Origin of the sequence: Cupriavidus sp. a3 (assembly GCF_051015765.1) — a bacterium.
Taxonomy (GTDB): Bacteria; Pseudomonadota; Gammaproteobacteria; order Burkholderiales; family Burkholderiaceae; genus Cupriavidus; species Cupriavidus oxalaticus_A.
Window position 1 is genome coordinate 1,682,005 of sequence record NZ_CP170644.1, and the last position, 22,653, is coordinate 1,704,657.

Consider the following 22,653-nt stretch of genomic DNA (forward strand, 5'->3'; position numbering starts at 1 on the left):
AATCCCATGTCCAGGATCGCGCTGTTTGGCGCCGCCGGCGCCATTGGCCACAGCATCGCCGCCGCACTGGCAGGCCGGGGCGAGCCGTATCGCGTAGTCGGCCGCGATGCGGCGCGCCTCCACCAGGCCTTCGGGGCCGACCCGCTCGCCGAGATCGTCGCGTGGGACCCCGATTCGCCGGCCTCCGTCCAGGCCGCGGCGAGCGGCATCGACACGCTGGTCTACATGGTCGGCGTCGACTACTGGCGCTTCGACCTGCACCCGGAACTGCTGCGCAAGACACTGGATGGCGCGCTCGCAGCGGGCGTCAGGCAATTCATCCTGATCGGCACCGTCTACCCCTACGGACGCGTCCAGGGCGGCAATCCGGTCAGCGAGGATCACCCGCGCGCGCCGCATACCTTCAAGGGCCGCATGCGCAAGGCGCAGGAAGACCTGCTGATGCAGGCCGACGCCGCCGGGCGCATCCGCGCCACGGTGCTGCGGCTGCCCGACTTCTACGGCCCGGGCGTGCAGGCCAGCCTGCTGCACCGCGCCGCGCAGGCTGCCGTATCCGGCGGCACCGCGGACATGATCGGGCCGATCGATGCGCCGCACGAGTTCGTCTATGTGCCGGACGTGGGGCCGGTGGTGGCGCGGCTGGCGGATACGCCCGCGGCCTTCGGCAGGATCTGGCACCTGGCCGGCGCCGGCGCCACGACACAGCGCGAACTGGTATTGGAGATGGAAAGGCAGACCGGCCGCCGGCTCAGGCTGCGCATCGCCGGCAAGGGCATGCTGCGCCTGCTCGGGCTGTTCAACCCGTTCATGCGCGAACTGGTCGAGATGCACTACCTGATGACCGATCCGCTGATCCTGGACGATGCCGCGCTGCAGCGGCTGATCGGGCCGATCCGCAAGACGCCCTACGCCGAGGGCATCCGGCAGACGCTGGCGGCATGCCAGCCTGGCCGGCACGCCGCCAACCTCGCCAACGTCGCTAACCTGCCTGCTTGCGAAACGCCCAGCGCCCCGCCAGCACAGTGAAGCTGGCCACCAGTGCCACCAGCACCCAGAAGCCGTGCGGATGCTCGGCCAGCGGGATGCCGCCCACGTTCATGCCAAAGAAGCCGGCCACGATATTGATCGGCAGCGCCAGCACGGTCACCAGCGTCAGCGTGAACAGCGTGCGGTTGGTCTGCTCGTTGAGCTTGGCGGCGATCTCTTCCTGCAGCAGCTTGATGCGTTCGACCAGCGCGGCAAGGTCGTTGAGCACCAGCGAGAACTCTTCGGTCGATTCGCGCAGCTCCTGCAGGTCGGTTTCCTGCAGCCACGCCGGCGGCCGGTTCAGCAGCCGGAACAGCGCGCCCGGCTCGGGCGCCAGCAGCCGTTGCAGCCGCACCAGGCCGCGCCGCATCGCGCCCAGATCGGCGCGGTTGCCCTGCAGCCGCTGCGACAGCAGCTGGTCCTCGATCTGGTCGACGTTCACGCCGGTCTCGCGCACGATCTGCACCAGCACGTCGGCCTGGTCGCGCAGCAGGTGCACCATCAGGTCCGCCGGCGAGCGGAACGCCTCGCCGTGCCGCACCGCCTCGCGCAGCCGGTCCACCGAGCGCAGCGGCCGCGCCCGGGCCGTGACCAGCAGGCGGTGGTCAGCGTGGGCCCACATGGTCGAAATGTCCGTCGATGAGACGCCGAAGTTGTAGATCACATCGTTGACCACGGCCAGCAGCGCGGTGTCCAGACGCTCGATCCGCGTCGAGCGCGAGCCCTGGCGCAGCGCCTCGAAGTATTCGTCCGGCAGCCCCAGGTGCCCCTTCATCCAGCGTTCGCAGGCGCTGTGGGACAGGTTGAAATGCAGCCAGACGAAGCAGCGCTCGTGCGCGGCAGCCGGCGGCGCCTGCTGCAGCCAAGCCGCCGCGCCCCGCGAATCGATCTCGCGCATGGCCCCGCCGGGCGCGAACAGGAAACCGCTGACCAGGCCGACCGGGTCCGATCCATAGCCCGCCTCGACAATGCCCGCTTGCATGCCTGCTCCCTTCACATGGAATTTGCCTCGCGCGACGTTATCACGCCGCAATGACAGTGTCGGAAAATGAAGGCGCGGGTGGTCCCGGGTCTGGTCTGTGCGTTTGCGGCTTCCGGCGCCGCCCTGCCTTGTCGGCCCCTACAACACCGTCGCGTACTCCAGCGTCTTCGGCGTCTTCACGATCACCTCGGGCACTTCCCGACGATGACCGTGTCATCGAGCCGGAATCCGCCCAGCCCGTAGACGTACAGCCCCGGCTCCGACGAATACACCTCTCCCGCCAGCAGCGCGCGCGTGTTGAAGGCCATGTCTTCGGGATACTCGTGCAGCATCAGCCCGACCGCATGCCCGGTGCGGTGGAACACGTACTGTCCGCAGCCGGCCGCTTCGATCACCGCTTGTGCGGCGGCGTCCATGTCGCAGACGCGCCGGCCGGGCACCGCGGAGGCGACGGCGGCATCGGTCGCGCGGGCCGCGACCTGGTAGAGCCGCGCCTGCTCGTCTCCGGGCCGGCCGCAGAACCATGTGCGCTCGTTCTCGACATAGAGGCCGTTCAGCCGCGGCAGTATGAGATTGACGATGGTGTCGCCTTCGGCGATGCGCGATCCGCACGCGGCGCCGTCGCCATGCGGCGAGGCCGAGGCCGGGCCGGTGAGCGTCCAGCACTTGAGGATGTCGAAGTCCTCGCCGGGAAAGCGCCGGGCGGCTTCCTCGACCATCAGCGCCGCCATGGCGTGATCGAGTTCCTGCACCAGGCGGCCGGGGCGGATGCTCTCGCGGTAGCGGTCCTGCACCCAGTCGGTCAGTGCGCCCAGCTCGCGCATGACTTGCAGTTGGCCAGCATCGCCACGCCGGTCAGGTCCTTCGACGGGTTGTACGGCAGCTTCGGATACAGGAAAGGATTGAAGGCAAGGTTGGAATCGCCGGCGATAACTTTCCCGCCGAAAGATAACGATGCGCAACTCGCCGGCATTTCTCCCCCGGCAGTGATCGCTGCGCTATTCATGCCGATGGTTCTTAAAACCCGATAGCCGGGTCAGCGCTGGCCGGCATCGAAGGCCTTCTGCCAGACATCGTGGTCTGGCGGATAGACCGCGTCGAAATGCTCGCGCAGCGCGGCGATCTCCTGCACGATCGCGAACGAAAAGCCCTGGCGGCCGCCGCGGTCGTCGAACTGCAGGCCGTTCAGGTAGTGCCGGCATCCGACCGCATCGAACCACTTGGCGGCGACGGTATTGACGATGCGGGGGAAAGCCCGCCCCAGTTCTACCGGACGGACCGCGTCGGGCAGCTCGGCCATCCAGCGGATGGTCTCGCGGCGCAGCGTCAGGTCATCGTCCGTGGCGGTCTTGCGGTGGAAGGCGGGGTCTTGCGTCAAGGGAGTCTCCGGGTGCAGCCGGGAGGATAGCCGATTGTGGCCGGACCATGCCAGGTCCGGCCAGCCCGGGCTTTTCCCGGTTGCACGCCGGCGCTCAGGCCGCGGCCCGGCGCGCCGCCCCGCGATACTCCGCCAGCAGTGCTTCGCGGCGCGCGGCCGCTGCCTGCATGCTGGCTTCCTTGACATGGCCGTAGCCGCGGATGTCGTCGGGCAACGTGGCCAGCGCCAGCGCGGTGTCGAGCTTGTCGGCGCCCAGCGAGGCGGCGAACTCGTCGACCATGGCCAGGTAGTCGGCCACCAGCGCGCGCTCGGCGCGACGCTCCGCGGTCTTGCCGAACACGTCGAACGCTGTGCCGCGCAGGCCTTTCAGGCGGGCCAGCAGGCGGAAGGCGGTCAGCGTGCGCGGGCCGAAGCGGCGCTTCACCGGATGGCCCTTGCTGTCGGTCTTGCCCGCATTCGTCAGCGTGGGCGGGGCCAGCCAGAAGTTGAGCTGGTAGTCGCGGCCGGGCTCGCCTTCGAACTGCGCGCGCAGCTTGTCGAGGAAGGCCGGGTCGGCGTACAGGCGCGCCACCTCGTACTCGTCCTTGTACGCCATCAGCTTGGCCAGGTTGCGCGCCACCGCTTCGGTCAGCGGCAGCTTGCGGTCGGCGCCCAGCTTCTGCTCGGCGGCGCGGATACGCTCGACCGCTTCACGGTAGCGGCTGGCGTACGCGGCGTTCTGGTAGTCGGTCAGCATCGACTCGCGCTTGCGGATCAGCGTGTCGAGCGTCTGCGGCAACGCCACCACGTGGGCCGTCTGCGCCGGCGCATCCGGCAGCAGCGCCTTCACGGCAGCCTCGCCGTGGTGCGCGAGATACCGGCCCCATTCGAACGCCTGGCGGTTCTTGTCGACCGACACGCCGTTGAGTTCGATCGCGCGCAGCAGGCTGGCATGCTGCAGCGGGATCCAGCCTTTCTGCCAGGCAAAGCCGAGCAGCAGCGGGTTGGAGTAGATGGCATCGGCCAGCAGCGTCACGGCCCAGGCGCTGGCGTCGATAAACGCGCTGGCCTCGCCCACGCTGTTGCGCAGGTCCTGCTCGGCGCTGGCGCCGGGGAACTTCCACTTCGGGTTCTTGATGAACTCGGCGGTCGGGGTGTTGGCGCTGTTGACCACCGCAGCGGTCACGCCGTGCCGGGTCTTGGACAGCACCTCGGCCGAGGCCGAGACGATGGCGTCGCCGCCGATCACCAGCCGCGCGTCGCCGGTGGCGATACGCGTGGCATGCAGGTCATGCGGCGCCGGTGCGATCTGCACGTGGCTGATCACCGCCCCGCCCTTCTGCGCCAGGCCTGCCATGTCGAGCACGGTGACGCCCTTGCGCTCCAGGTGCGCGGCCATGCCGAGCAAGCCGCCGATGGTCACCACGCCGGTGCCGCCCACGCCCGTCACCAGCACGCCATACGGCCGTTCCAGCGCGGGAAGCGTTGGCATCGGCAGCGCCTCGAAATCGGCGCCGGCGCCCTTGCCGCCCGCCGCCGCGGGCTTGCGCACCTGCGCGCCCTCGGCGGTGACGAAGCTGGGGCAGAAGCCGTTGACGCAGGAGAAATCCTTGTTGCACGACGACTGGTTGATCCGGCGCTTGGTGCCCAGTTCGGTCCCCAGCGGTTCCACCGACAGGCAGTTGGACTTGGCCGAGCAGTCGCCGCAGCCTTCGCACACAGCGTCGTTGATAAAGGCGCGCCTGGCCGGATCGGGATACGTGCCGCGCTTGCGGCGGCGGCGCTTCTCGGTGGCGCAGGTCTGGTCGTAGATCAGGATGGTGACGCCCTCGGTGTCGCGCAGCTCCAGCTGCACGGCATCGAGCTGGTCGCGATGGAACACCGTCACGCCGGACGGCAGCATGCTGCCGTCGCCGTACTTCTGCGGCTCGTCGGTGACGACGACCAGCTTCTTGGCGCCCTCGGCCAGCACCTGGTGGGCAATCTGCGGCACGGTCAGCACGCCGTCGATCGGCTGGCCGCCGGTCATCGCCACCGCGTCATTGAACAGGATCTTGTAGGTGATATTGGCCTTCGCCGCAATCGAGGCGCGGATCGCCAGCAGGCCCGAGTGGAAATAGGTGCCGTCGCCCAGGTTGGCGAACACGTGCTTGTCGCCGGTGAAATGCATCTGGCCGGTCCACGCCACCCCTTCACCGCCCATCTGGCTGAAGGTGTCGGTATTGCGGTCCATCCACAAGGTCATGTAGTGGCAGCCGATGCCGGCCAGCGCGCGCGAGCCTTCCGGCACGCGCGTGGAGGTGTTGTGCGGGCAGCCCGAGCAGAACCAGGGCTTGCGCTCGGCCGAGATGCGCGGCTGCGCGGCCTCGCGCTCCTTGGCCTCGATCACCGCGACGCGCGCGGCGATGCGGGCGCGCACGGCTTCCGGCAGGTCGAAGCGCTCCAGGCGCCGGGCGATAGCCTTGGCGATCAGCGCCGGCGACAGCTCGTAGTGCGCCGGCAGCAGCCAGTTGCCGCGCGGCACCGACCATTCGCCGCCGTCGTTGCCGCGCTGGTCGAACTTGCCGAACACCTTGGGCCGCACGTCCTCACGCCAGTTGTACAGCTCTTCCTTGAGCGCGTATTCCAGGATCTGGCGCTTCTCTTCCACCACCAGGATTTCTTCCAGGCCGGTGGCGAACTCGCGCGCGCCATGCGCCTCCAGCGGCCACACGCAGCCTACCTTGTAGACGCGAATGCCGATGCGGGCGCAGGTCTCGTCGTCGAGGCCAAGGTCGGCCAGCGCCTGGCGCACGTCCAGGTAAGCCTTGCCGGCGGTCATGATGCCGAAGCGCGCATTGGGCGAATCGAGCACCACGCGGTTCAGGCGGTTCGCGCGGACATAGGCGAGCGCCGCATACCACTTGTGGTCGAGCAGGCGCGCTTCCTGTTCCAGCGGGGTATCGGGCCAGCGGATATTGAGGCCGCCGGCCGGCATGGCAAAGTCTTGCGGCAGCACCACCTGCACGCGGTCGGGGTCGATCTCGACCGAGGCGGTCGACTCGACCACATCGGTGACGCACTTCATCGACACCCACAGGCCGGAATAGCGGCTCATGGCCCAGCCGTGCAGGCCGTAGTCGAGGTATTCCTGCACGTTGGCCGGATACAGCACCGGGATGCCGGCGGCCTGCAGCACGTGCTCGGACTGGTGCGCGACGGTGGAGGACTTGGCGGCATGGTCGTCGCCGGCCAGCAGCAGCACGCCGCCATGGCGCGACGAGCCGGCCGAATTGGCGTGCTTGAGCACGTCGATGGACCGGTCCACGCCCGGACCCTTGCCATACCACATCGAGAACACGCCATCGCGCGAGGCGTTGGGGAACAGGTTGACTTGCTGCGACCCCCACACCGCGGTGGCGGCAAGGTCTTCGTTGACGCCGGGCTGGAACACAACATCGTTGTCCGCCAGGTGTTTCTTGGCCTTCCACAGCGCCTGGTCGACACCGCCCAGCGGCGAGCCGCGGTAGCCGGAGATAAAGCCGGCCGTGTTCAGGCCGGCGGCGCGGTCGCGCGCCTTCTGCAGCATCGGCAGGCGGACCAGCGCCTGGACCCCGCTCATGTAGACGCGGCCTTTGTCCAGGGTGTACTTGTCGTCCAGGCTGGCGCTGGCGAGGGTGTCGAGGAGGGTGTGGGGTAGCGGTGCGTTCACGATGTCTCCGTGCTTATTCTGGTGTCCGGAGCAGTGTAGGAATCCCGCTGGTTATCGTAAAATCAAGAATTCCCACACCTGATATCTGCAAAACGGATATCCCCGGAGACATACATGGCCAAGGCGCGCGAGAGCTCGGAGAGACTTGCCAAGGAAATCACATTGCGGCAGTTCCGCTACTTTGTCGCGGCGGCGGAAACCGGGCAGTTCTCGATGGCGGCCACGGCCGAGCATGTGTCGCAGTCGGCGGTGACCAACGCCGTGCTGGCGCTGGAGCAGCGGCTGGCCGTGCGGCTGTTCGAGCGGCGCCCGCACGGCGTGACGCTGACGGCGGAAGGCCACCTGTTCTACCAGCATGCGCGCCAGATCCTGGATTCGGTCGAGGATGCGCTGCGCGAGCCGCGCTTCCAGGTGCACGGCCTGCAAGGCAGCGTGCGCCTGGCCGCCTCCTATACCGTGCTCGGCTACTTCCTGCCGGGCTTGCTGGCGCGCTTTCGCACCAACTACCCGGACATCGAGCTGGACCTGCTTGACATGGACCGGCCGGATATCGAGCGCGCCGTGCTGGCGGGCGAGATCGAGCTGGGGATCGCGCTGCTGTCCAACCTGGAACGGCCGCAGCGCTTCAAGCGCCACACGCTGATGCGCTCGCGCCGCCAGCTGTGGACCTCGGCCAGCCATCCGCTGCTGGACATCGAGCGGCCGTCGCTGCGCGACGTCGCGGCTTACCCGTACATCCTGATCACGGTCGACGAGGCCGAGGAATCGACCATGCGCTACTGGCGCAGCCTGCGGCTCTCGCCCAATATCGCCTTCCGCACCGGGTCGATGGAGGCACTGCGCGGGCTGGTCGCGCACGGCTTCGGCGTCACCGTGCTGTCCGACATGGTATACCGGCCGTGGTCGCTGGAAGGCAAGCAGATCGAAGCCCGGCCCATCGCCAACGCGGTGCCGGACATGGAGGTCGGCATGCTGTGGCAGCCGGGACGCAAGCTGGGCAAGCCGGCCGACGCGCTGCGGGAGTTCCTGATCCACGCGTGCGGCAGCTGAGGGCTCGCCGGGCCGGTCGTCCTCACGGTTGCGCCCTACTTCACCGGCGTCAGTATCGGCGCCCCCTTGTTCTTCAGCAGCATTACCAGGAACTTCGCCGGCTGCGTCTTGCTGGCGTTGTGCCCCACCGAGTGGATATCGTCAGGGCCTTCGTGCCAGGTCTGGCCGGCGGTCAGCGTAACTTCCTTGCCGCCCCTGACGCCCATCACGATGGTCCCTTCCAGCACATAGATAAATCCATGCGCATCGTGGCGATGTACCGGGTCGGCACCGCCGGGCGGATATTCCACCATGATGATCTGCACTTCCTTGCCCGGGTATTGCGGCAAGGGCTCGGTCGTCAGCAGCGTGACCTTGGCTTCCGGGGGTGCCGCCACCGCCGGCTGCAGGGCCAGCAGTCCGCTGAGCACCAGCGCGACGATGCCGTATGGTCTGGCGCGCTTCATGCCGTTGAACAGCTCGTGCGATTGCTTGATGTTGTGGATGCGCTGCGGCATGGTATCTCCTGCTGGATGGGGACTGCGGCGCCTCGGCGGCGCCTGCAACAAAGCGTAGTTGGCTGGCATGGCCGCCGCCAGTGCATGCCGACCCAGGCCGGCACCGATGCGCATGGAGATCCACTAGGACAGCCCGTTTCCCGCGCCTAGAATAGGCTGACACCACGGCACCCCGGCGCGGGGCGCCGCTGCCATTCCCGGATCCAGGTCCCGACAAACGGAGGCGCGCATCATGAAGCCAGAACCCTTTGTGGTAACGCCGGACGCCTATGCGCGCGCGCTCAACGTAGTTGGAGAGAAGATCACCGTGCTCGCCTCCAACGCCGCCACGCAGGGCTACGAGGTCTTCCTGCAGCAGGGCGACGAAGGCACCGGCCCACCGCCGCATTGCCATGACTGGGACGAATCGTTCTTCGTGACCCGCGGGACGATCGAGATCGGCTATGGCGGGCAGGCCTTCCAGGCGGTCGCCGGCACCTTTGTCCATGTGCCGGCGGGCACGGTCCACTACTTCCGTTTCGGCGCCGGGGGCGGCGAAATGGTTTCGGTCACCAGCCACAACGGCAACGCCTCGCGCCTGTTCACGCGGCTGGATGAGGAAATCGCGCCCGGCGCACCGGATTTCGACAAGCTGCTGGCCGTGGCGCAGGAATGTGGCGTGACCGTGCCGCCACCGGAGCACTGATGCCGCTGGCCCCGCTGCCACGTTGCACCGACCTTGGCTGGCCATCGCCGCTTGCATATGGTTCTGCGTACACCTTCATTCCCCTGCAGCCATGGCTCGACTATGGTGGAAGCGTTCCCCCGGGCATGCCAGTCACCGGGGGCCGCAAGGAGGGTTATGGACCTGCTCGACTGGATCACCGCCGTGGCAACCGTGGTTCTGGTGTATGCCGCGTTGCGTCATCCGCTCTATCCGCCCGGCTGGAACGGCCGGAAAGACGACCGCTCGTGACGGGCCGCCGGTGGGCGGCCCTTTGTGATTTTGCTCATGCCACTGACAGTGTGTAGGGTATGAAGCCCTCACGCCGCCGCGCGAGTGGGTACGGCTCTTGCGCCTGCGCTGGCACATCGGGCCCGCAGAGGAGAGTTGCCGTGCGCACACCTGCCAGTATTGCCAAACACCCGATTCCAGGATGGCGGGGCGGGAAGATGGTGCATGTGCATGGCGTCAGCGTGGTGACGCCTCCCGACCCGGTGCGCTGAAAAGGGCCGCACGGCCTGGCAGGCGTGTAAATTTTGCACGGCGTGCAATCTCCCCGGGACGATATGCGGCGATGCAGGCGTTGCGGCGCGCTGGCGCTCGCCGCCGCGGCATTTGGCACGACCTGCGCGGCACAGGATCTCGATGAGGTAGAACGACCGCTTTGGGAAGTCGGGCTCGGCCTCGGCGGCATCACCGTGCCGCACTACCGTGGCTCGGACCAACGCGCCAGCCTGCTGTTTCCCGTGCCCTATTTCATCTACCGTGGCGAGCACCTGCGCGCCGACCGCAATGGCGTGCGCGGCAAGCTGTTCGACAGCGACCGCGTCGAACTCAACGTCAGCCTGGGACTTTCGCTGCCGGTGGAAAGCGGCGACGACGAAGCGCGCCGCGGCATGCCCGACCTGAAGACAGCGGTGGAAATCGGCCCCTCGCTGAACCTGACGCTATGGCATTCCGACTCGGACCGCACCCGCCTCGACCTGCGGCTGCCGGTGCGGCTGGCCCTGACAGTGGAATCCTCGCCCCGCTCAATCGGCTGGATCTTCTCGCCAAACCTGCATCTCGACATCGCCGACCTGGGCGGCTTCGCGGGCTGGAACCTGGGCGTCACGGCCGGGCCGCTGTTCGCCACCGCACGCTACAACCAGTACTTCTATGCCGTCGAGGCGCAGTTCGCGACCGCTACGCGGCCGGCCTACGCGGCCCATGGCGGCTACGCCGGCAGCATGGCGATGGCGACGCTGTCGCGCCGCTTCCGCCATGTCTGGCTGGGTGCCTTCATGCGCTATGACCGGCTGGACGGCGCCACCTTCGAGGACAGCCCGCTGGTCCGGCGCAAGGACGCGTTCGCGGCCGGCGTGGCACTGACCTGGATCTTCGGCGAATCTACGACGCGGGTTCCCAGCCGGGAATAGCGGGTAATAGCGCGGTGGGTAAAAGCACGGCAGGTAAAAGCGCGCGCGCACGACGATCATTCCTCGCTGGTCCACTCGACATGGACGCCGAGGCTGCGCAGGTTCTCGACAAAGCGCGGATGCGCGCGCCGGATCGGCGTGGCGTTGCGGATTTCCGAGCGGCCTTCGATGCTGGCCGCGACCATGAACAGCGCGATCGCGACGCGGATGATGTACGGGCTTTCCACCACCGCCGGCGTCAGCGGATTGCCGCCGAAGGTGATCAGCCGGTGCGGGTCCGACTGGAACACATGCGCGCCGAACTTCGACAGCTCGCCGGTCCAGCCGAGCGCGCCGTCGTAGATCTTGTTCCAGAACATCGCATTGCCCTGCGCACGCACGCCCAGCGCGATAAAGATCGGCAGCAGGTCGACCGGGAAATACGGCCACGGCGCGGCCTCGACCTTGGTCAGCACATTGCTGGTAAAAGGCGTCTGCACCTTCAGCGGTCCCTGCAGCAGCGCGCGCGACCAGCCGTCCTCGTGCACTACCTGCACGCCGAACTTGGCGAAGGTGCGGTCGATCAGCGGGAAGTTGCCCGGCGTGCTGTTGCGCACCACCACGTCGCCGCCGGTGATCGCGCCCAGCGCGAGGAAAGTGGTGATCTCGTGGAAATCTTCCTCGAAGGTGAACTCGCCCCCGCGCAGCCGGCCGCCGCCGCGCACGGTCAGCCGCGAGGTGCCGATGCCGTCGATGTCGGCGCCAATCATCTGCATGAAGCGGCAGAACTCCTGCACGTGCGGCTCGGACGCGGCATTGGTCAGCGTCGATTCGCCTTCGGCAGCGGCCGCGCACAGCACGAAGTTCTCGGTGGTGGTCACCGAGGCATAGTCGAGCCAGTGGTGCGTGGGCTTCAGCGGCTCGCCGCTGCGCACCAGCAGCGAGCCGCTGGCGCGCTCCACCGCGCCGCCGAACGAGCGGAAGATGTCGACGTGCGGGTCGATCTCGCGCACGCCCAGCGTGCAGCCCTTGACGTTGTCTTCCAGCCGCGCCACGCCGAAGCGGGCCAGCAGCGGCGGCACCAGCATGATAGACGAGCGCATTTCTTCCGGGAGCCGGTGCGTGGCTGCGTCGAAAGTGGTGTCGCGGTGGTGCAGGTCGAGCGTACCGGTGGCTTCATCGAGACGGACATCGCTGCCCAGCATGCGGAAAATATCGAGGATCTTGCGGACATCGGTGATGTCCGGCACGCCGTGCAGGCGCAGCGGCTGGTCGGTCAGCAGCGTGGCGCAAAGCACCGGCAGCACTGCATTCTTGTTGGCCGAAGGGATGATGCGGCCGCGCAGGGGCGTGCCACCGTGGACGATGAGATTGGACATGGGCGATGCGGTCGGGTGGCGGGAAAGGCAGATCCGGCAGATCCGGTAAAACAAGCGTCCGGCATTGTACTGCCCCAGCGCACCACACCGGCTCGTGCAGAGAAGCGCCGCTGATTCCGCAGGCTATGAAGTGACCGGTACGCCCGTCACCGCGTGACGCGGCCTGCGCCTGCCGGCGCCGGTCAGCGCCGGAACCACAGCAGCGACAGCCCGGATGCCAGCACCAGCAGCAGCACCGCTGCCGCCGACAACAGCGCACTCAGCTCGGTTTCCCGGCGCTCCAGCGCGAAACGGGCGCTGAGCTGGCGATAGACCCTGGTCAGGTCGGCGGCCGATCCTGCCTGGAAGTACTCGCCGCCAGTCAGCGTCGCCACCGCGCGCAGCGCCGGTTCGTCGAGCTGCATGAAGTACGCCAGGCTCGACTCCGGCACGCCGCCGCCCTGGGGCGAGCCGAAGCCCACGGTATAGACGCGCACGCCGCGCTCGGCCGCCATGCGCGCGGCATCGATCGGGTCCGGCCCGGTGGTGCGGCGGCCGTCGCTGAGCAGGATCACCGCGCCATGCCGGTATGCGCCGGGCTGCATCGGCTGGCGTTCCTGCCCGCGCTTGCGCGCGGCCTCCGCGGCGGCGGCCTCGTCGAGCGACGGCGGGCGGCCGAACGGGGTTGCGCTGTCGCTGAAGAGTATCGCCTCCAGGTCGATGCCGTCATCGGGAAACAGCACCGCCAGCGCCTGGATCAGCCCGCTGCCGGTGGCGGTGCCGCGTTGCAGCTGGACCCGATCGAGCGCGTCGAGCATATCCTGGCGATTGCTGGTCGGCGGCAGCACCACGGTCGCGGTGGCGGCAAAGGACACGATGCCGAGCCGCACGCTGGCCGGAAGTCCCACGACCAGGTCACGCGCGGCCTGCTGCGCCGCGGCGATGCGCGTGGGCGGCACATCGGTGGCCTCCATGCTGCGCGAGATGTCCATGGCCAGCACCAGCGTGATCGTGTCGGACGGCAGGGTGACGGTCGCGGTGGGCCGCGCGCACGCCAGCAGCGCCGCGCCCAGCGCGACCAGGAACAGCATTGGGGGGATGTGACGCCGCAGCCGTTGGCGCCGGCCCAGCGCGGCGCGGGGCAGCGCAAGGCTGGCATACAGCAGGGCGGATTTCTTGCGCCGCGCGAGCAGGTACAGGTAGGCAGCTGCCAGCACCGGGAGCGCCAGCAGCAACCAGAGCATCTGCGGCCAGAGAAACTGCATGCCCTGCTCCTTGGCGCGTGGTTAAGAGGATGGTACTGTATTTTTTAAGGCGGGACGGGACCTCGGGGGCAGCGATGAAACGGGTGACGATCTACGGGCTGGCCTCGGCGGCGGTGGTCGTGGTCATCGCGGCGGGCGCGGCCATCGCCTGGTGGTCGCAGCCGCCACCCCGCGTGCTCAAGCAGGCAGATATCGACGCCGCGGTGCTGCACACGCTGCGGACCAAAAGCCTGCCGTCGCGCACCGCCAGGGCAGCAGAGGCGGTGCGCGAATCGGTGGTCGAGATCCGCAGCTATACGCCGGCGGAGGATCCCGTGGAAGCGGCCTCCGTGCCGAAGGCGAAGCGTGATCCCCCTGCCACACGCCGCAAGTCGTCACCAGCCTCGCAACCTGCGCCACAGGACGAGCTGGCCAAACGCGAACCGCCCGACGGCAAGGACCCGGCCGGCGGCAAGCGCGAAGCGCGCCACATCGGCTCGGGCGTGGTCGTGACCGAAACCGGCATGGTGCTGACCAGCTACCACGTCGTCGCCGATGCCAAGCGGCTGGAGGTCAGGTTCCACGACGGCCACATGGCCGAAGCCACCGTGGTGCAGGCCATCCCCGAGAAAGACCTCGCCGTGCTCCGGCCCAAATCCATTCCCGACGACCTGCCGGCGGCGACACTCGGCTCCAGCCGTGATCTGGCGCCCGGCAGCGAAGTCGTGGCGGTCGGCTTCCCGTTCGGCATCGGCCCGTCGGTGTCGGCCGGCGTGGTCTCCGGGCTCGACCGCCATTTCGTCTCGCCCGACCGCAAGCAGAGCCTGGACAAGCTCATCCAGTTCGACGCGGCCGCCAACCCGGGCAACTCGGGCGGGCCGCTGGTGAACATGGACGGGGAAGTGGTCGGCATCGTCACTGCCATCCTCAACCCTAACCAGAGCGGCACTTTCCTCGGGATCGGCTTTGCCGTCACCATCGAGAGCGCCGGCGTTGCCATCGGATCTTCTCCTTTCTGAAACGTGGGGGCCTATGAACGACCAAGCCAGGGACGCTGCCGACAGCGCAGACTTGATGGAACGCCTGCTGTACGAGGTGAAGCGCGTGGTCGTGGGCCAAGACCACTTTCTCGAACGTGTGCTGGTGGCGATGCTTGCCGGCGGGCACCTGCTGGTCGAAGGGGTGCCGGGGCTGGCCAAGACGCTGACGGTCAACACGCTGGCGCGGACCATGAGCGGCACGTTCAAGCGCATCCAGTTCACGCCCGACCTGCTGCCCGCCGACCTGATCGGCACGCGCATGTATAACCAGGGCACCGGCGAGTTCTCCACCGTGCGCGGCCCGGTGTTCGCCAACCTGCTGCTGGCTGACGAGATCAACCGCGCGCCGGCCAAGGTGCAGAGCGCGCTGCTCGAGGTCATGCAGGAGAAGCAGGTCACCATCGCCGGCGAGACCCACCGCGTGCCGTCGCCCTTCCTGGTGATGGCCACGCAGAACCCGATCGAGACCGAGGGCACCTATCCGCTGCCCGAGGCGCAGGTCGACCGCTTCATGATGAAGGTGCTGGTGGGCTACCCGAGCGAGGAAGAAGAGGTCGTGATCGTCAACCGCGTCACCGGCCCGCGCATCAACGTGGGCGCGGTCGCCACGCCCGAGCACCTGGCCGAGCTGCAGGAGGCGTGCCGCAGGGTCTATGTCGATCCCGCGCTGATCCAGTACGCGGTGCGCGTGGTGGCGGCCACGCGCAAGCCCGGCAGCTACGGCGTGGAGGACATGGACCGCTATATTGCCTTCGGCGCCAGCCCGCGCGCCACCATCGGCCTGATCGAGGGTGCGCGCGCACTGGCCTTCCTGCGCGGCCGGCACTATGCGCTGCCGGAAGACGTTGCCGACCTGGTGCCCGACGTCCTGCGCCACCGCCTGGCGCTGTCTTACGAGGCCATGTCCGATGGCGTCACGGCCGACCATCTGGTCGGCCGCATCCTGCAGGCGCAGCCGGTCCCCGAGCGGCCGCTGGAATCCCATGTTCGGGCGGCTGAGCGCTAGGCGCCGCCGGGAGGCGGAGGCCGCGGCGCAGGTCTCCGCTGCCGCCAACGCGGCAGTGGCCGCGGTCGGGTCCAAGCAGACCGAGGCGCTGCTGCGACGGCTCGAATGGACCGTGGTGCGCCGCCTCGACGGGCTGCTGCAGGGCGACTACCGCACGCTGTTCCGCGGCTTCGGGCTGGACCTGGCCGACCTGCGCGAATACCGCCCCGGCGACGACGTGCGCCATATCGACTGGAACGTGACCGCGCGGCTGCAGACCCCGCACGTGCGCGAGTTCCAGGAAGACCGCGACGTCTCGGCGTGGTTCGTGCTGGACCTGAGCGGATCGGTCGAGTTCGGCTCGGGCGCGGTGCGCAAGCGCGACCTGCTCACCGACTTCACCACGGTGATGGCGCTGCTGCTGACGCGCTACGGCAACCGCGTCGGCGCCGTGCTCTATGGCGGCGCCACCGAAAAGGCCGCGACCGTGATCCCCGCGCGCTCGGGCCGGCGCCAGCTGCTGCACGTGCTCGACCGCATGCATGCCACGCCGGCGGCCTGCCCTGGCGAGACCCGACTGCGCGACCTGCTGGAGCAGGCACGCCTGGTTGCCAGGCGGCGCTCGGTGGTGTTCGTCGTGTCCGACTTCATCAGCGCGACCGGCTGGCAGGCGTCGCTCGGCATGCTGGCGCGGCGCCATGAAGTGGTGGCGGTGCGGCTGGTCGATCCGCTCGAACTGGCCCTGCCCGACCTGGGCCTGGTGGTGCTGCAGGATGCCGAGACCGCCGAGCAGATCTTCGTCGACACGCATGACCCGGCCTTCCGCAAGCGCTTCGCCGCCGCGGCCGAGGCGCGCGAGGCCGAGCTGCACAATGCCTTCGCGCGGGCCGGCGTGCAGTGCCTGACGCTGTCGACCTACGCCCGGCTGGACCTGGCGCTGCTGAGTTTCACGCGCCAGCGGCGCCACCGGCAAGGAACCGCCAGGGGTGCGGCATGACCGAAGCGATAACCCGCCTGCCCGTCTTCAGCTTCCTGTGGCCGAGCATGCTGTGGGGGCTCGCCACCGTGCTGGTGCTGGCGGGCGGCTACCTGTGGCTGGATGCGCGCCGCCGGCGCGCGACCGTGCACTACCCCGCGCTGAAGTCTGTCGGCGTGCCCGTCCGCGGCGGCGCGGGCTGGCGCCGCCATGTGGCACCAGCCCTGACGCTGCTGGCGCTGACCGCGCTGATCGTCGCCATCGCCCGGCCCCAGGCCCTGCTGACGCTGCCCTCGCGCATCAAGACCGTGATCCTGGTCATCGACCTGTCCGGAAGCATGCGCGCGAAGGACATCAAGCCCACCCGCATCCGCGCGGCGCAGCAGGCCGCCCGGGTCTTGCTGGAAGACCAGCCCGCGAGCGTCAGCGTCGGCGTGGTGGCGATGGCCGGCACCGCGGCCGTGGCGCAGGCCCCAAGCCGCAGCAAGGACGACGTGGCTGCCGCCATCGAGCGCCTGAAGCCGCAGGGCGGCACGGCGCTGGGCAATGGCCTGCTGATCGCGCTGACTGAGCTGCTGCCGCAGGCCACCAACGAGGCCGAACGCCTGATGAACGACGACAGCCCGCAGCCGAAGAAGCCGGCGGTCCCGGGCAGCGCCTCCTCGTCCCCCGACAGCGACACGGAGCCGGTCTCGCCCGGCTCGTACGGCGCGGGCGCGATCGTGGTGTTCTCCGACGGCGAGAGCAACGCCGGCCCGGGCGCGCTGCAGGCCGCGGAGCTGGCCGCCAACTACGGCGTGCGCGTCTATACCGTGGGCGTCGGCACCCCCGAGGGCGTGGTGCTGTCGGTCGACGGCATGTCGTCCCGCGTCAGGCTGGACGAGAAGGTCCTGAAGCAGGTCGCCAACGCAACCGGCGCCGAGTACTTCCGGCTGGAAGACACGGCCCAGCTGAAGAAGGTGTACAGCGCGCTCAACGCCAAGCTGGCCTTCGACAAGCGCGACCAGGTGGAGGTCACCGCGTTCTTCACCGCGCTGGGCGCGCTGCTGGCGGCGATGGCGGGGCTGCTGTCGCTGTGGTGGTTTGGCCGGGTGATGTAGTGCCGCGGCTTAGGCCAGGCGTTGCGCGCCGGGCGCTGTGTCAGGCGCTGAATCAGGAGCCTCCGGCGCCAGCGCCCGGCATGCCGCCGCGCGCGCCGCGTCGAATTCCTGCCGCGTGCGCGCCACCAGTTCTGCCACCGACTCCACCTGCGCGACACCCGACACCGAGTGCCCCGCGCTCCAGATATCGCGCCAGCGTTTGATGCGGCGCCCCGGGCCGAGGCATGCGCGGAGCGCATGCCCTGTTGCCGGCATCAGGGCAAACCCTGATATCCGATGCCTTGCCCTTGCCGGCGGCGCGGCACAAGGCTTTGCGCCCCGCTGCCCGCCAGCCTTGGCCCGGCGCGGCTTTGCCGTGATCCCCCGCCCGCTTCGCCCGCCCCGCCATGCGCTGCGCGCATGCCTCCATGCGCAGATATCGTTTTTTTTATCATCGGGCCGACACCTATCATCGGCTTGCCTACCGATGCGCCCCGGCATCCCCGTAGCCCCTAGCCCCCGATCTGTCGCCTGGAGTGGAGTGACATGCAAGCCAACCCAACCCTTGACCGCGTGAGCGCGCCGATCGGCGCCAGCCAGCGGCGCCGCGCCATCGTTGCCACCGTGATCGGCAACGGTCTCGAATGGTTCGATTTCACCGTCTACAGCTTCTTCGCGGTCATCATCGCCCGGCTGTTCTTTCCCACCGGCGACGAACTGTCGTCGCTGCTGCTGGCCGTCGCCACCTTCGGCGTCGGCTTCTTCATGCGGCCGGTGGGCGGCATCATCATCGGCATCTATGCCGACCGCGTCGGCCGCAAGGCGGCGCTGTCGCTGACCATCCTGCTGATGGCCGTGGGCACCACACTGATCGGCATCGCGCCGACCTACGATCAGGTGGGCCCATTCGCGCCGATGCTGATCGTGCTCGCGCGCCTGCTGCAGGGCTTCTCCGCCGGCGGCGAGATGGGCGGCGCCACCGCCTTCCTGACCGAGTACGCACCCGAGCGCGAGCGTGCCTACTATTCCAGCTGGATCCAGGCCAGCATCGGCGTGGCCGTGCTGCTGGGCGCGGCGGTCGGCACCTTCGTCACCTCGTCGCTGCCGCCCGAGGCGCTGAACAGCTGGGGCTGGCGCCTGCCCTTCCTGATCGGCATGCTGATCGGCCCGGTGGGCTACTACATCCGCCATCACCTCGATGAGACGCCCACGTTCCAGCAGACCAAGGACAAGACCGATTCGCCGCTGAAGGAAGTGCTGCGCGACTACCCGCGCCAGACCGCCGCCAGCTTCTCGATGGTGATCCTGTGGACGGTGTGCACCTACGTGCTGCTGTTCTACATGCCGACCTACGCCGTCAAGGTGCTGAAGGTGCCGCAGTCGTCCGGCTTCGTGGCCGGCATGGTCGGCGGCATGGCGATCCTGGTGTTCGCGCCGCTGGTGGGCCGCCTGGCCGACCGCTTCGGCCGCCGCATCCTGCTGTCGGGCTCGGCCGCGCTGATCTTCGTGCTGGCCTGGCCGATGTACGTGTACATCAACCAGGTCCCGGGCCTGTTCTCGCTGCTGGTGTTCCAGCTAGTCTTCGGCGTGCTGATCGCCGGCTACACCGGCCCGATCCTGGCGGCCTTCTCCGAACTGTTCCCGGCCAAGGTGCTGTCGACCGGCCTGTCGGTCGCCTATAACCTGGCGGTCACCATCTTCGGCGGCTTTGCCTCCTTCATCATCACCTGGCTGATCGCCACCACGGGCAGCACCATGGCGCCCGCGTTCTACGTGATGATCGCCGCCGCCATCAGCTTCGCCGGCACGCTGCTGGTGCGCGAACCGGCCTATCTCCGCAAGCAATGACCATGAACCAGATCCTGCTGAAGGGCGGCAACGTCCTGGATCCCGCCCGCGGCACCGCGCTGCCGCGCGCCGATGTGCTGATCGAAGGCGAGCGCATCGTCGAAGTCTCCGCGCAAGGCATCGTGGCGCCGCATGCGCGGCAGATCGATGTCGCCGGCAAGACCGTGATGCCCGGCCTGATCGACTGCCACGTGCACGTGCTGGCGTCGCTGGCCAACCTGGGCCTGAACGCGGTGCAGCCCAACGTGCTGGTGGCCTTCCGCGCCATGCCGGTCATGAAGGCGATGCTGGAGCGTGGCTTCACCACCGTGCGCGACGCCGGCGGCGCCGACTGGGGCCTGTCGCAGGCGGTCGCCACCGGGCTGATCCCCGGGCCGCGTATCTTCCCGTCCGGCAAGGCGCTGTCGCAGACCGGCGGGCATGGCGATTTCCGCCCGCGCGCCGACGTGCTCGAGCCCTGCTCGTGCGCCTTCCGTGCCGGCGCCATCGCGCGCGTCGCCGACGGTGTCGACGCGGTGCGCCTGGCCGTACGCGAAGAGATCCAGAAGGGCGCCACGCAGATCAAGATCATGGCGTCGGGCGGCGTGGCTTCGCCGACCGACCCGATCGGCAACACCCAGTACAGCGAGGACGAGATCCGCGCGATCGTGGCCGAGGCCGAAGCCGCGCAGACCTACGTGATGGCGCACGCCTACACCGGCCGCGCCGTCACGCGGGCGATCCGCTGCGGCGTGCGCACCATCGAGCATGGCAACCTGGTCGATGCCGCGGCGGCGCGCGTGATGCGCGAGCACGGCGCCTTCGTGGTGCCGACGCTGGTCACCTACGACGCGCTGGCCCGCGACGGCGCGCGCCTGGGCCTGCCGCCGGAGTCGGTCGCCAAGATCGAGACCGTGCGCGAGGCCGGCCGCAACTCGCTGGCGATCTACGCCGAGGCTGGCGTGCCGATGGCCTTCGGCTCCGACCTGCTGGGCGAGATGCACCACTACCAGTCCGACGAGTTCCGCATCCGCGCCGAGCTGCTCGGCGCGCTCGAGACCATCCGCTCGGCCACCTCGATCGCCGCCGCGGTGCTGCAGCGCGAGGACGAGCTGGGCACGGTCAGGGCCGGCGCGCTGGCCGACCTGCTGGTGGTCGACGGCGACCCGCTGCAGGACATCGGCCTGCTGTGCGGCCAGGGCGAGCATATCTCGCTGGTCATGCAGGCCGGGCGCATCCACGCGCGGCAGGGGTGAGCCTTCCGGCTTTCCCTTAAGATGGGCGGCTGGTTCCCCGACCTCCGGCCGCCCCCATGCGCATCTCCCCGCTTCCTCCCCTTCCCTGCCTGGTCGCCTTCGAGGCGGCCATGCGGCACGGCAACTTCACCCGCGCGGCCGCGGAACTGCACCTGACCCAGAGCGCGATCAGCCGGCAGGTGGCGCAGCTGGAACGCTTCCTCGGCAAGAAACTGTTCGAGCGCAGGCCGCGCGCGCTGAGCCTGACCGTCAGCGGCCAGCAATACGCCGAGCAGATCCAGCGCCTGCTGGTCGACTGCGCCGAAGCCACCGAAAGCGTGATGCGGCGCAAGGGCAGCACCGAGCTGACGGTGGCGGCGTCGTCGGGCGTGTCCACGCTGTGGGTTGCGCCGCGGCTGGCGCAGTTCCGCGCCGAGCATCCGGACGTGCAGGTGCGGTTGTTCGTCAGCGACGGGCTGGCGTCGCTGGTCGACACCAGTTTCGACGTGGCGCTGTACTACCTGCGCGAAGGCCCGCCGCAAGGGCTGGCCGCGCAGCGGCTCTACGACGAGGAAGTGATACCGGTATGCGCGCCCGGCTACCTGCGCGGCCGGCGGCTGGCCGTGGCCGACCTGCCGGCCGAGACGCTGCTGGTGCTGGAAGACGCGCAGCGCCAGTGGATGTCGTGGCCGGCGTGGCTGGCGCAGAACGGGCTGGGCAAGGCGCGCGTGCAGAATACGGTGGTGTCGAACGCCTACCCGATCCTGGTGCAGCTGGCGATCGAAGGCCACGGCATCGTGCTGGGCTGGCGCCACATGATCGACGGCTGCCTGAAGGACGGCCGGCTGGTACGCGCGTGCGAGGCCACCGCCACGCTCGGCGGCGGCTACTACGCGCTATGGCACCGCGACCGGGTGGAGACCTCGGTCGCGCGCACCTTCCGGCAATGGCTGGTGCAGCAGAGCGGCAGGCCGGCCTAGGCGTTCGCCGCGTTCGCCGCGTTCTCCATGTGCTCCACGTGCTCCGGCCACGGCTGGTCCACCAGGAAGCGCTCGCATAGCAGCGCCCAATACGCCGCGCCAACCGGTATATTGCCGTCGTTGAAGTCGTAGCCGGGGTTGTGCACCATGCAGCCCCCCTCGGCCCCCTCGCCGTTGCCGATCCACAGGTAGCAGCCGGGCACCTCATCCAGCATGAAGGCGAAGTCCTCGCTCGCCGCGATCGGCGGCGCCTGGCAGTCGACGTGGCCGGGCCCCAGCAGCTCCAGCGCAACCTGGCCGGCAAGCGCCGTTTCCGCCGGCGTGTTGACCAGCACCGGGTAGCCGCGCGCGTAGTCGATCCGCGCCGTCACGCCATAGCTTTGCGCCTGCGCGGAGACCAGTGCGCGGATGCGCTGCTCGAGCTGGTCGCGCACGCGGCGGTCCAGCGCGCGCACGCTCAGGCGGAGCACGGCCTGCGCGGGAATGATGTTGGAGACGGTGCCGGCCTGGAACGCGCCCACCGTGACCACCGCCGTTTGCAGCGGGTCGACATTGCGCGCCACGATGGTCTGCAACGCCATCACGATCGAAGCGCCGGCCACGACCGGATCGGCCGCGTTGTGCGGGAACGCCGCATGGCCGCCGATGCCGGCGAGCGTGATGGTCACGCTGTCGGCCGAGGCCTGCGCGGCGCCCTGGCGCAGCAGCAACCGGCCCGGCGCCGTGCCGGGGACATTGTGCATGGCGAAGACGGCATCGCACGGGTACTTGTCGAACAACCCCGCTTCCATCATCCGCTTTGCCCCGCCCAGCCCTTCCTCCGCCGGCTGGAAGATCAGGTTCAGCGTGCCGCTGAAACTGCCGTGCCGCGCCAGATGTCTGGCGGCGCAGAGCAGCATGGCGGTATGCCCGTCGTGTCCGCAGGCGTGCATCACGCCGGGATGGCAGCTGGCATAGGGCAGCCCGGTGGCTTCGGCCAGCGGCAGCGCGTCCATGTCGGCGCGGATGCCGAGACTGCGCCTGCCGCTGCCCCGCCGCAGCCGGCCAACGACGCCGGTAGTGCCGAGCCCGCGTTCCACCTCGTAGCCCCATTCGGCGAGCAGGCTGGCCACGATGTCGCTGGTGCGGTGTTCCTCGAAGCCGAGTTCCGGATGGCGATGGATATCGCGGCGGATGGCGACGAAGGCTTCCGCACTGTCTTGCAGCGTTTCCAGGAGGGGATGCAT

The 22,653-nt window shown here is 69.0% G+C and carries 20 protein-coding genes and 1 pseudogene; 11 read left to right on the forward strand and 10 right to left on the reverse strand.

The genetic code is table 11. The features are described 5' to 3' along the window. Window positions 1-6: 6 nt before the first annotated feature. The gene (locus ACAD63_RS29490; RefSeq protein ID WP_195431508.1) at window positions 7-1,026 is read left to right on the forward strand and encodes an NAD-dependent epimerase/dehydratase family protein; all 1,020 of its coding nucleotides are present in this window, start codon (window positions 7-9) and stop codon (window positions 1,024-1,026) included. Here ACAD63_RS29490 and ACAD63_RS29495 read toward each other — a convergent pair. The 5 genes and pseudogenes from ACAD63_RS29495 to ACAD63_RS29515 all read right to left on the reverse strand — a co-directional run bounded on the left by ACAD63_RS29495 (window position 980) and on the right by ACAD63_RS29515 (window position 7,056). Then, window positions 980-2,008: a transporter gene (locus ACAD63_RS29495; protein ID WP_135703756.1), complete on the reverse strand. Its 1,029-nt coding sequence runs from the start codon at window positions 2,006-2,008 to the stop codon at window positions 980-982. The genes ACAD63_RS29490 and ACAD63_RS29495 overlap by 47 nt on opposite strands. A 138-nt stretch (window positions 2,009-2,146) precedes the next feature. After that, a pseudogene (locus ACAD63_RS29500) lies at window positions 2,147-2,850 on the reverse strand (M24 family metallopeptidase); the annotation flags it as partial. Further along, on the reverse strand, window positions 2,811-3,014 hold the full coding sequence (locus ACAD63_RS29505) for a tripartite tricarboxylate transporter substrate-binding protein (RefSeq protein ID WP_240745867.1): 204 nt from the start codon (window positions 3,012-3,014) through the stop codon (window positions 2,811-2,813). The gene ACAD63_RS29505 and the pseudogene ACAD63_RS29500, both read right to left, overlap by 40 nt. A 30-nt stretch (window positions 3,015-3,044) precedes the next feature. Then, the gene (locus ACAD63_RS29510; RefSeq protein WP_135703755.1) at window positions 3,045-3,386 is read right to left on the reverse strand and encodes a hypothetical protein; all 342 of its coding nucleotides are present in this window, start codon (window positions 3,384-3,386) and stop codon (window positions 3,045-3,047) included. A 94-nt stretch (window positions 3,387-3,480) separates the two neighbouring features. Further along, window positions 3,481-7,056, reverse strand: coding sequence for an indolepyruvate ferredoxin oxidoreductase family protein (locus tag ACAD63_RS29515; protein WP_434034184.1), 3,576 nt, complete (start codon window positions 7,054-7,056; stop codon window positions 3,481-3,483). A gap of 114 nt (window positions 7,057-7,170) precedes the next feature. Between ACAD63_RS29515 and ACAD63_RS29520 the strand changes: the two genes are divergently transcribed. Further along, window positions 7,171-8,106, forward strand: coding sequence for a LysR substrate-binding domain-containing protein (locus ACAD63_RS29520; protein ID WP_133095270.1), 936 nt, complete (start codon window positions 7,171-7,173; stop codon window positions 8,104-8,106). Window positions 8,107-8,141: 35 nt separating this feature from the next. Here the strand turns inward: ACAD63_RS29520 and ACAD63_RS29525 are convergent, their stop codons facing one another. Further along, on the reverse strand, window positions 8,142-8,552 hold the full coding sequence (locus ACAD63_RS29525) for a cupin domain-containing protein (RefSeq protein ID WP_133095399.1): 411 nt from the start codon (window positions 8,550-8,552) through the stop codon (window positions 8,142-8,144). 283 nt (window positions 8,553-8,835) lie between these two features. On the opposite strand from ACAD63_RS29525, the gene ACAD63_RS29530 reads away from it, so the two are divergent. Beyond that, complete coding sequence (locus tag ACAD63_RS29530) at window positions 8,836-9,288, forward strand: cupin domain-containing protein (protein ID WP_133095271.1); 453 nt, start codon at window positions 8,836-8,838, stop codon at window positions 9,286-9,288. Window positions 9,289-9,872: 584 nt separating this feature from the next. Beyond that, on the forward strand, window positions 9,873-10,724 hold the full coding sequence (locus ACAD63_RS29535; RefSeq protein ID WP_133095272.1) for a MipA/OmpV family protein: 852 nt from the start codon (window positions 9,873-9,875) through the stop codon (window positions 10,722-10,724). Between the two features lie 56 nt (window positions 10,725-10,780). On the opposite strand, the gene ACAD63_RS29540 is transcribed toward ACAD63_RS29535, so the two are convergent. Further along, window positions 10,781-12,082, reverse strand: a complete 1,302-nt coding sequence (locus ACAD63_RS29540; RefSeq protein WP_133095273.1) for a UDP-N-acetylglucosamine 1-carboxyvinyltransferase — start codon at window positions 12,080-12,082, stop codon at window positions 10,781-10,783. 182 nt (window positions 12,083-12,264) lie between these two features. After that, window positions 12,265-13,326 carry a VWA domain-containing protein gene (locus ACAD63_RS29545; protein WP_133095274.1) on the reverse strand — a complete coding sequence of 354 codons (1,062 nt, stop codon included), beginning with the start codon at window positions 13,324-13,326 and terminating at the stop codon, window positions 12,265-12,267. A gap of 74 nt (window positions 13,327-13,400) precedes the next feature. Here ACAD63_RS29545 and ACAD63_RS29550 point away from each other — a divergent pair, with 74 nt between their 5' ends. From ACAD63_RS29550 to ACAD63_RS29565, 4 genes are read left to right on the forward strand one after another with little or no spacing between them, the layout of a single operon-like run. Continuing rightward, entirely contained in the window at window positions 13,401-14,324 is a 924-nt protein-coding gene (locus tag ACAD63_RS29550; protein WP_133095275.1) for a S1C family serine protease, read from the forward strand. A 13-nt stretch (window positions 14,325-14,337) separates the two neighbouring features. Further along, window positions 14,338-15,351, forward strand: coding sequence for an AAA family ATPase (locus ACAD63_RS29555; RefSeq protein ID WP_133095276.1), 1,014 nt, complete (start codon window positions 14,338-14,340; stop codon window positions 15,349-15,351). Further along, complete coding sequence (locus ACAD63_RS29560; protein WP_133095277.1) at window positions 15,329-16,327, forward strand: DUF58 domain-containing protein; 999 nt, start codon at window positions 15,329-15,331, stop codon at window positions 16,325-16,327. Before ACAD63_RS29555 ends, ACAD63_RS29560 begins: the two co-directional genes overlap by 23 nt. Continuing rightward, window positions 16,324-17,406, forward strand: a complete 1,083-nt coding sequence (locus ACAD63_RS29565; RefSeq protein ID WP_135703752.1) for a vWA domain-containing protein — start codon at window positions 16,324-16,326, stop codon at window positions 17,404-17,406. The genes ACAD63_RS29560 and ACAD63_RS29565 overlap by 4 nt, the downstream gene beginning before the upstream one ends. A 9-nt stretch (window positions 17,407-17,415) precedes the next feature. On the opposite strand, the gene ACAD63_RS29570 is transcribed toward ACAD63_RS29565, so the two are convergent. Further along, a complete protein-coding gene (locus tag ACAD63_RS29570; RefSeq protein ID WP_205751606.1) occupies window positions 17,416-17,661 on the reverse strand; it encodes a hypothetical protein in 246 nt (81 codons plus the stop codon). A 270-nt stretch (window positions 17,662-17,931) separates the two neighbouring features. Between ACAD63_RS29570 and ACAD63_RS29575 the strand changes: the two genes are divergently transcribed. The 3 genes from ACAD63_RS29575 to ACAD63_RS29585 are packed head-to-tail and all read left to right on the forward strand — an operon-like array spanning window position 17,932 to window position 21,427. Continuing rightward, entirely contained in the window at window positions 17,932-19,233 is a 1,302-nt protein-coding gene (locus ACAD63_RS29575) for an MFS transporter (RefSeq protein ID WP_195431504.1), read from the forward strand. A gap of 2 nt (window positions 19,234-19,235) precedes the next feature. After that, window positions 19,236-20,468 carry a metal-dependent hydrolase family protein gene (locus tag ACAD63_RS29580; protein WP_135703750.1) on the forward strand — a complete coding sequence of 411 codons (1,233 nt, stop codon included), beginning with the start codon at window positions 19,236-19,238 and terminating at the stop codon, window positions 20,466-20,468. Between the two features lie 56 nt (window positions 20,469-20,524). Continuing rightward, the gene (locus ACAD63_RS29585) at window positions 20,525-21,427 is read left to right on the forward strand and encodes a LysR substrate-binding domain-containing protein (protein WP_434034185.1); all 903 of its coding nucleotides are present in this window, start codon (window positions 20,525-20,527) and stop codon (window positions 21,425-21,427) included. On the opposite strand, the gene ACAD63_RS29590 is transcribed toward ACAD63_RS29585, so the two are convergent. After that, a complete protein-coding gene (locus tag ACAD63_RS29590; RefSeq protein ID WP_135703749.1) occupies window positions 21,424-22,653 on the reverse strand; it encodes a M20 aminoacylase family protein in 1,230 nt (409 codons plus the stop codon). The genes ACAD63_RS29585 and ACAD63_RS29590 overlap by 4 nt on opposite strands.

What these genes read in the sequence shown, in the direction of transcription:
- ACAD63_RS29490 (WP_195431508.1), top strand. Translation starts at nt 7, where the DNA reads ATGTCCAGGATCGCGCTGTTTGGCGCCGCCGGCGCCATTGGCCACAGC.
- ACAD63_RS29495 (WP_135703756.1), bottom strand. Translation starts at nt 2,008, where the DNA reads ATGCAAGCGGGCATTGTCGAGGCGGGCTATGGATCGGACCCGGTCGGC.
- ACAD63_RS29505 (WP_240745867.1), bottom strand. Translation starts at nt 3,014, where the DNA reads ATGAATAGCGCAGCGATCACTGCCGGGGGAGAAATGCCGGCGAGTTGC.
- ACAD63_RS29520 (WP_133095270.1), top strand. Translation starts at nt 7,171, where the DNA reads ATGGCCAAGGCGCGCGAGAGCTCGGAGAGACTTGCCAAGGAAATCACA.
- ACAD63_RS29525 (WP_133095399.1), bottom strand. Translation starts at nt 8,552, where the DNA reads ATGAAGCGCGCCAGACCATACGGCATCGTCGCGCTGGTGCTCAGCGGA.
- ACAD63_RS29530 (WP_133095271.1), top strand. Translation starts at nt 8,836, where the DNA reads ATGAAGCCAGAACCCTTTGTGGTAACGCCGGACGCCTATGCGCGCGCG.
- ACAD63_RS29535 (WP_133095272.1), top strand. Translation starts at nt 9,873, where the DNA reads ATGCGGCGATGCAGGCGTTGCGGCGCGCTGGCGCTCGCCGCCGCGGCA.
- ACAD63_RS29540 (WP_133095273.1), bottom strand. Translation starts at nt 12,082, where the DNA reads ATGTCCAATCTCATCGTCCACGGTGGCACGCCCCTGCGCGGCCGCATC.
- ACAD63_RS29545 (WP_133095274.1), bottom strand. Translation starts at nt 13,326, where the DNA reads ATGCAGTTTCTCTGGCCGCAGATGCTCTGGTTGCTGCTGGCGCTCCCG.
- ACAD63_RS29550 (WP_133095275.1), top strand. Translation starts at nt 13,401, where the DNA reads ATGAAACGGGTGACGATCTACGGGCTGGCCTCGGCGGCGGTGGTCGTG.
- ACAD63_RS29555 (WP_133095276.1), top strand. Translation starts at nt 14,338, where the DNA reads ATGAACGACCAAGCCAGGGACGCTGCCGACAGCGCAGACTTGATGGAA.
- ACAD63_RS29560 (WP_133095277.1), top strand. Translation starts at nt 15,329, where the DNA reads ATGTTCGGGCGGCTGAGCGCTAGGCGCCGCCGGGAGGCGGAGGCCGCG.
- ACAD63_RS29565 (WP_135703752.1), top strand. Translation starts at nt 16,324, where the DNA reads ATGACCGAAGCGATAACCCGCCTGCCCGTCTTCAGCTTCCTGTGGCCG.
- ACAD63_RS29570 (WP_205751606.1), bottom strand. Translation starts at nt 17,661, where the DNA reads ATGCCGGCAACAGGGCATGCGCTCCGCGCATGCCTCGGCCCGGGGCGC.
- ACAD63_RS29575 (WP_195431504.1), top strand. Translation starts at nt 17,932, where the DNA reads ATGCAAGCCAACCCAACCCTTGACCGCGTGAGCGCGCCGATCGGCGCC.
- ACAD63_RS29580 (WP_135703750.1), top strand. Translation starts at nt 19,236, where the DNA reads ATGAACCAGATCCTGCTGAAGGGCGGCAACGTCCTGGATCCCGCCCGC.
- ACAD63_RS29585 (WP_434034185.1), top strand. Translation starts at nt 20,525, where the DNA reads ATGCGCATCTCCCCGCTTCCTCCCCTTCCCTGCCTGGTCGCCTTCGAG.
- ACAD63_RS29590 (WP_135703749.1), bottom strand. Translation starts at nt 22,653, where the DNA reads ATGCATCCCCTCCTGGAAACGCTGCAAGACAGTGCGGAAGCCTTCGTC.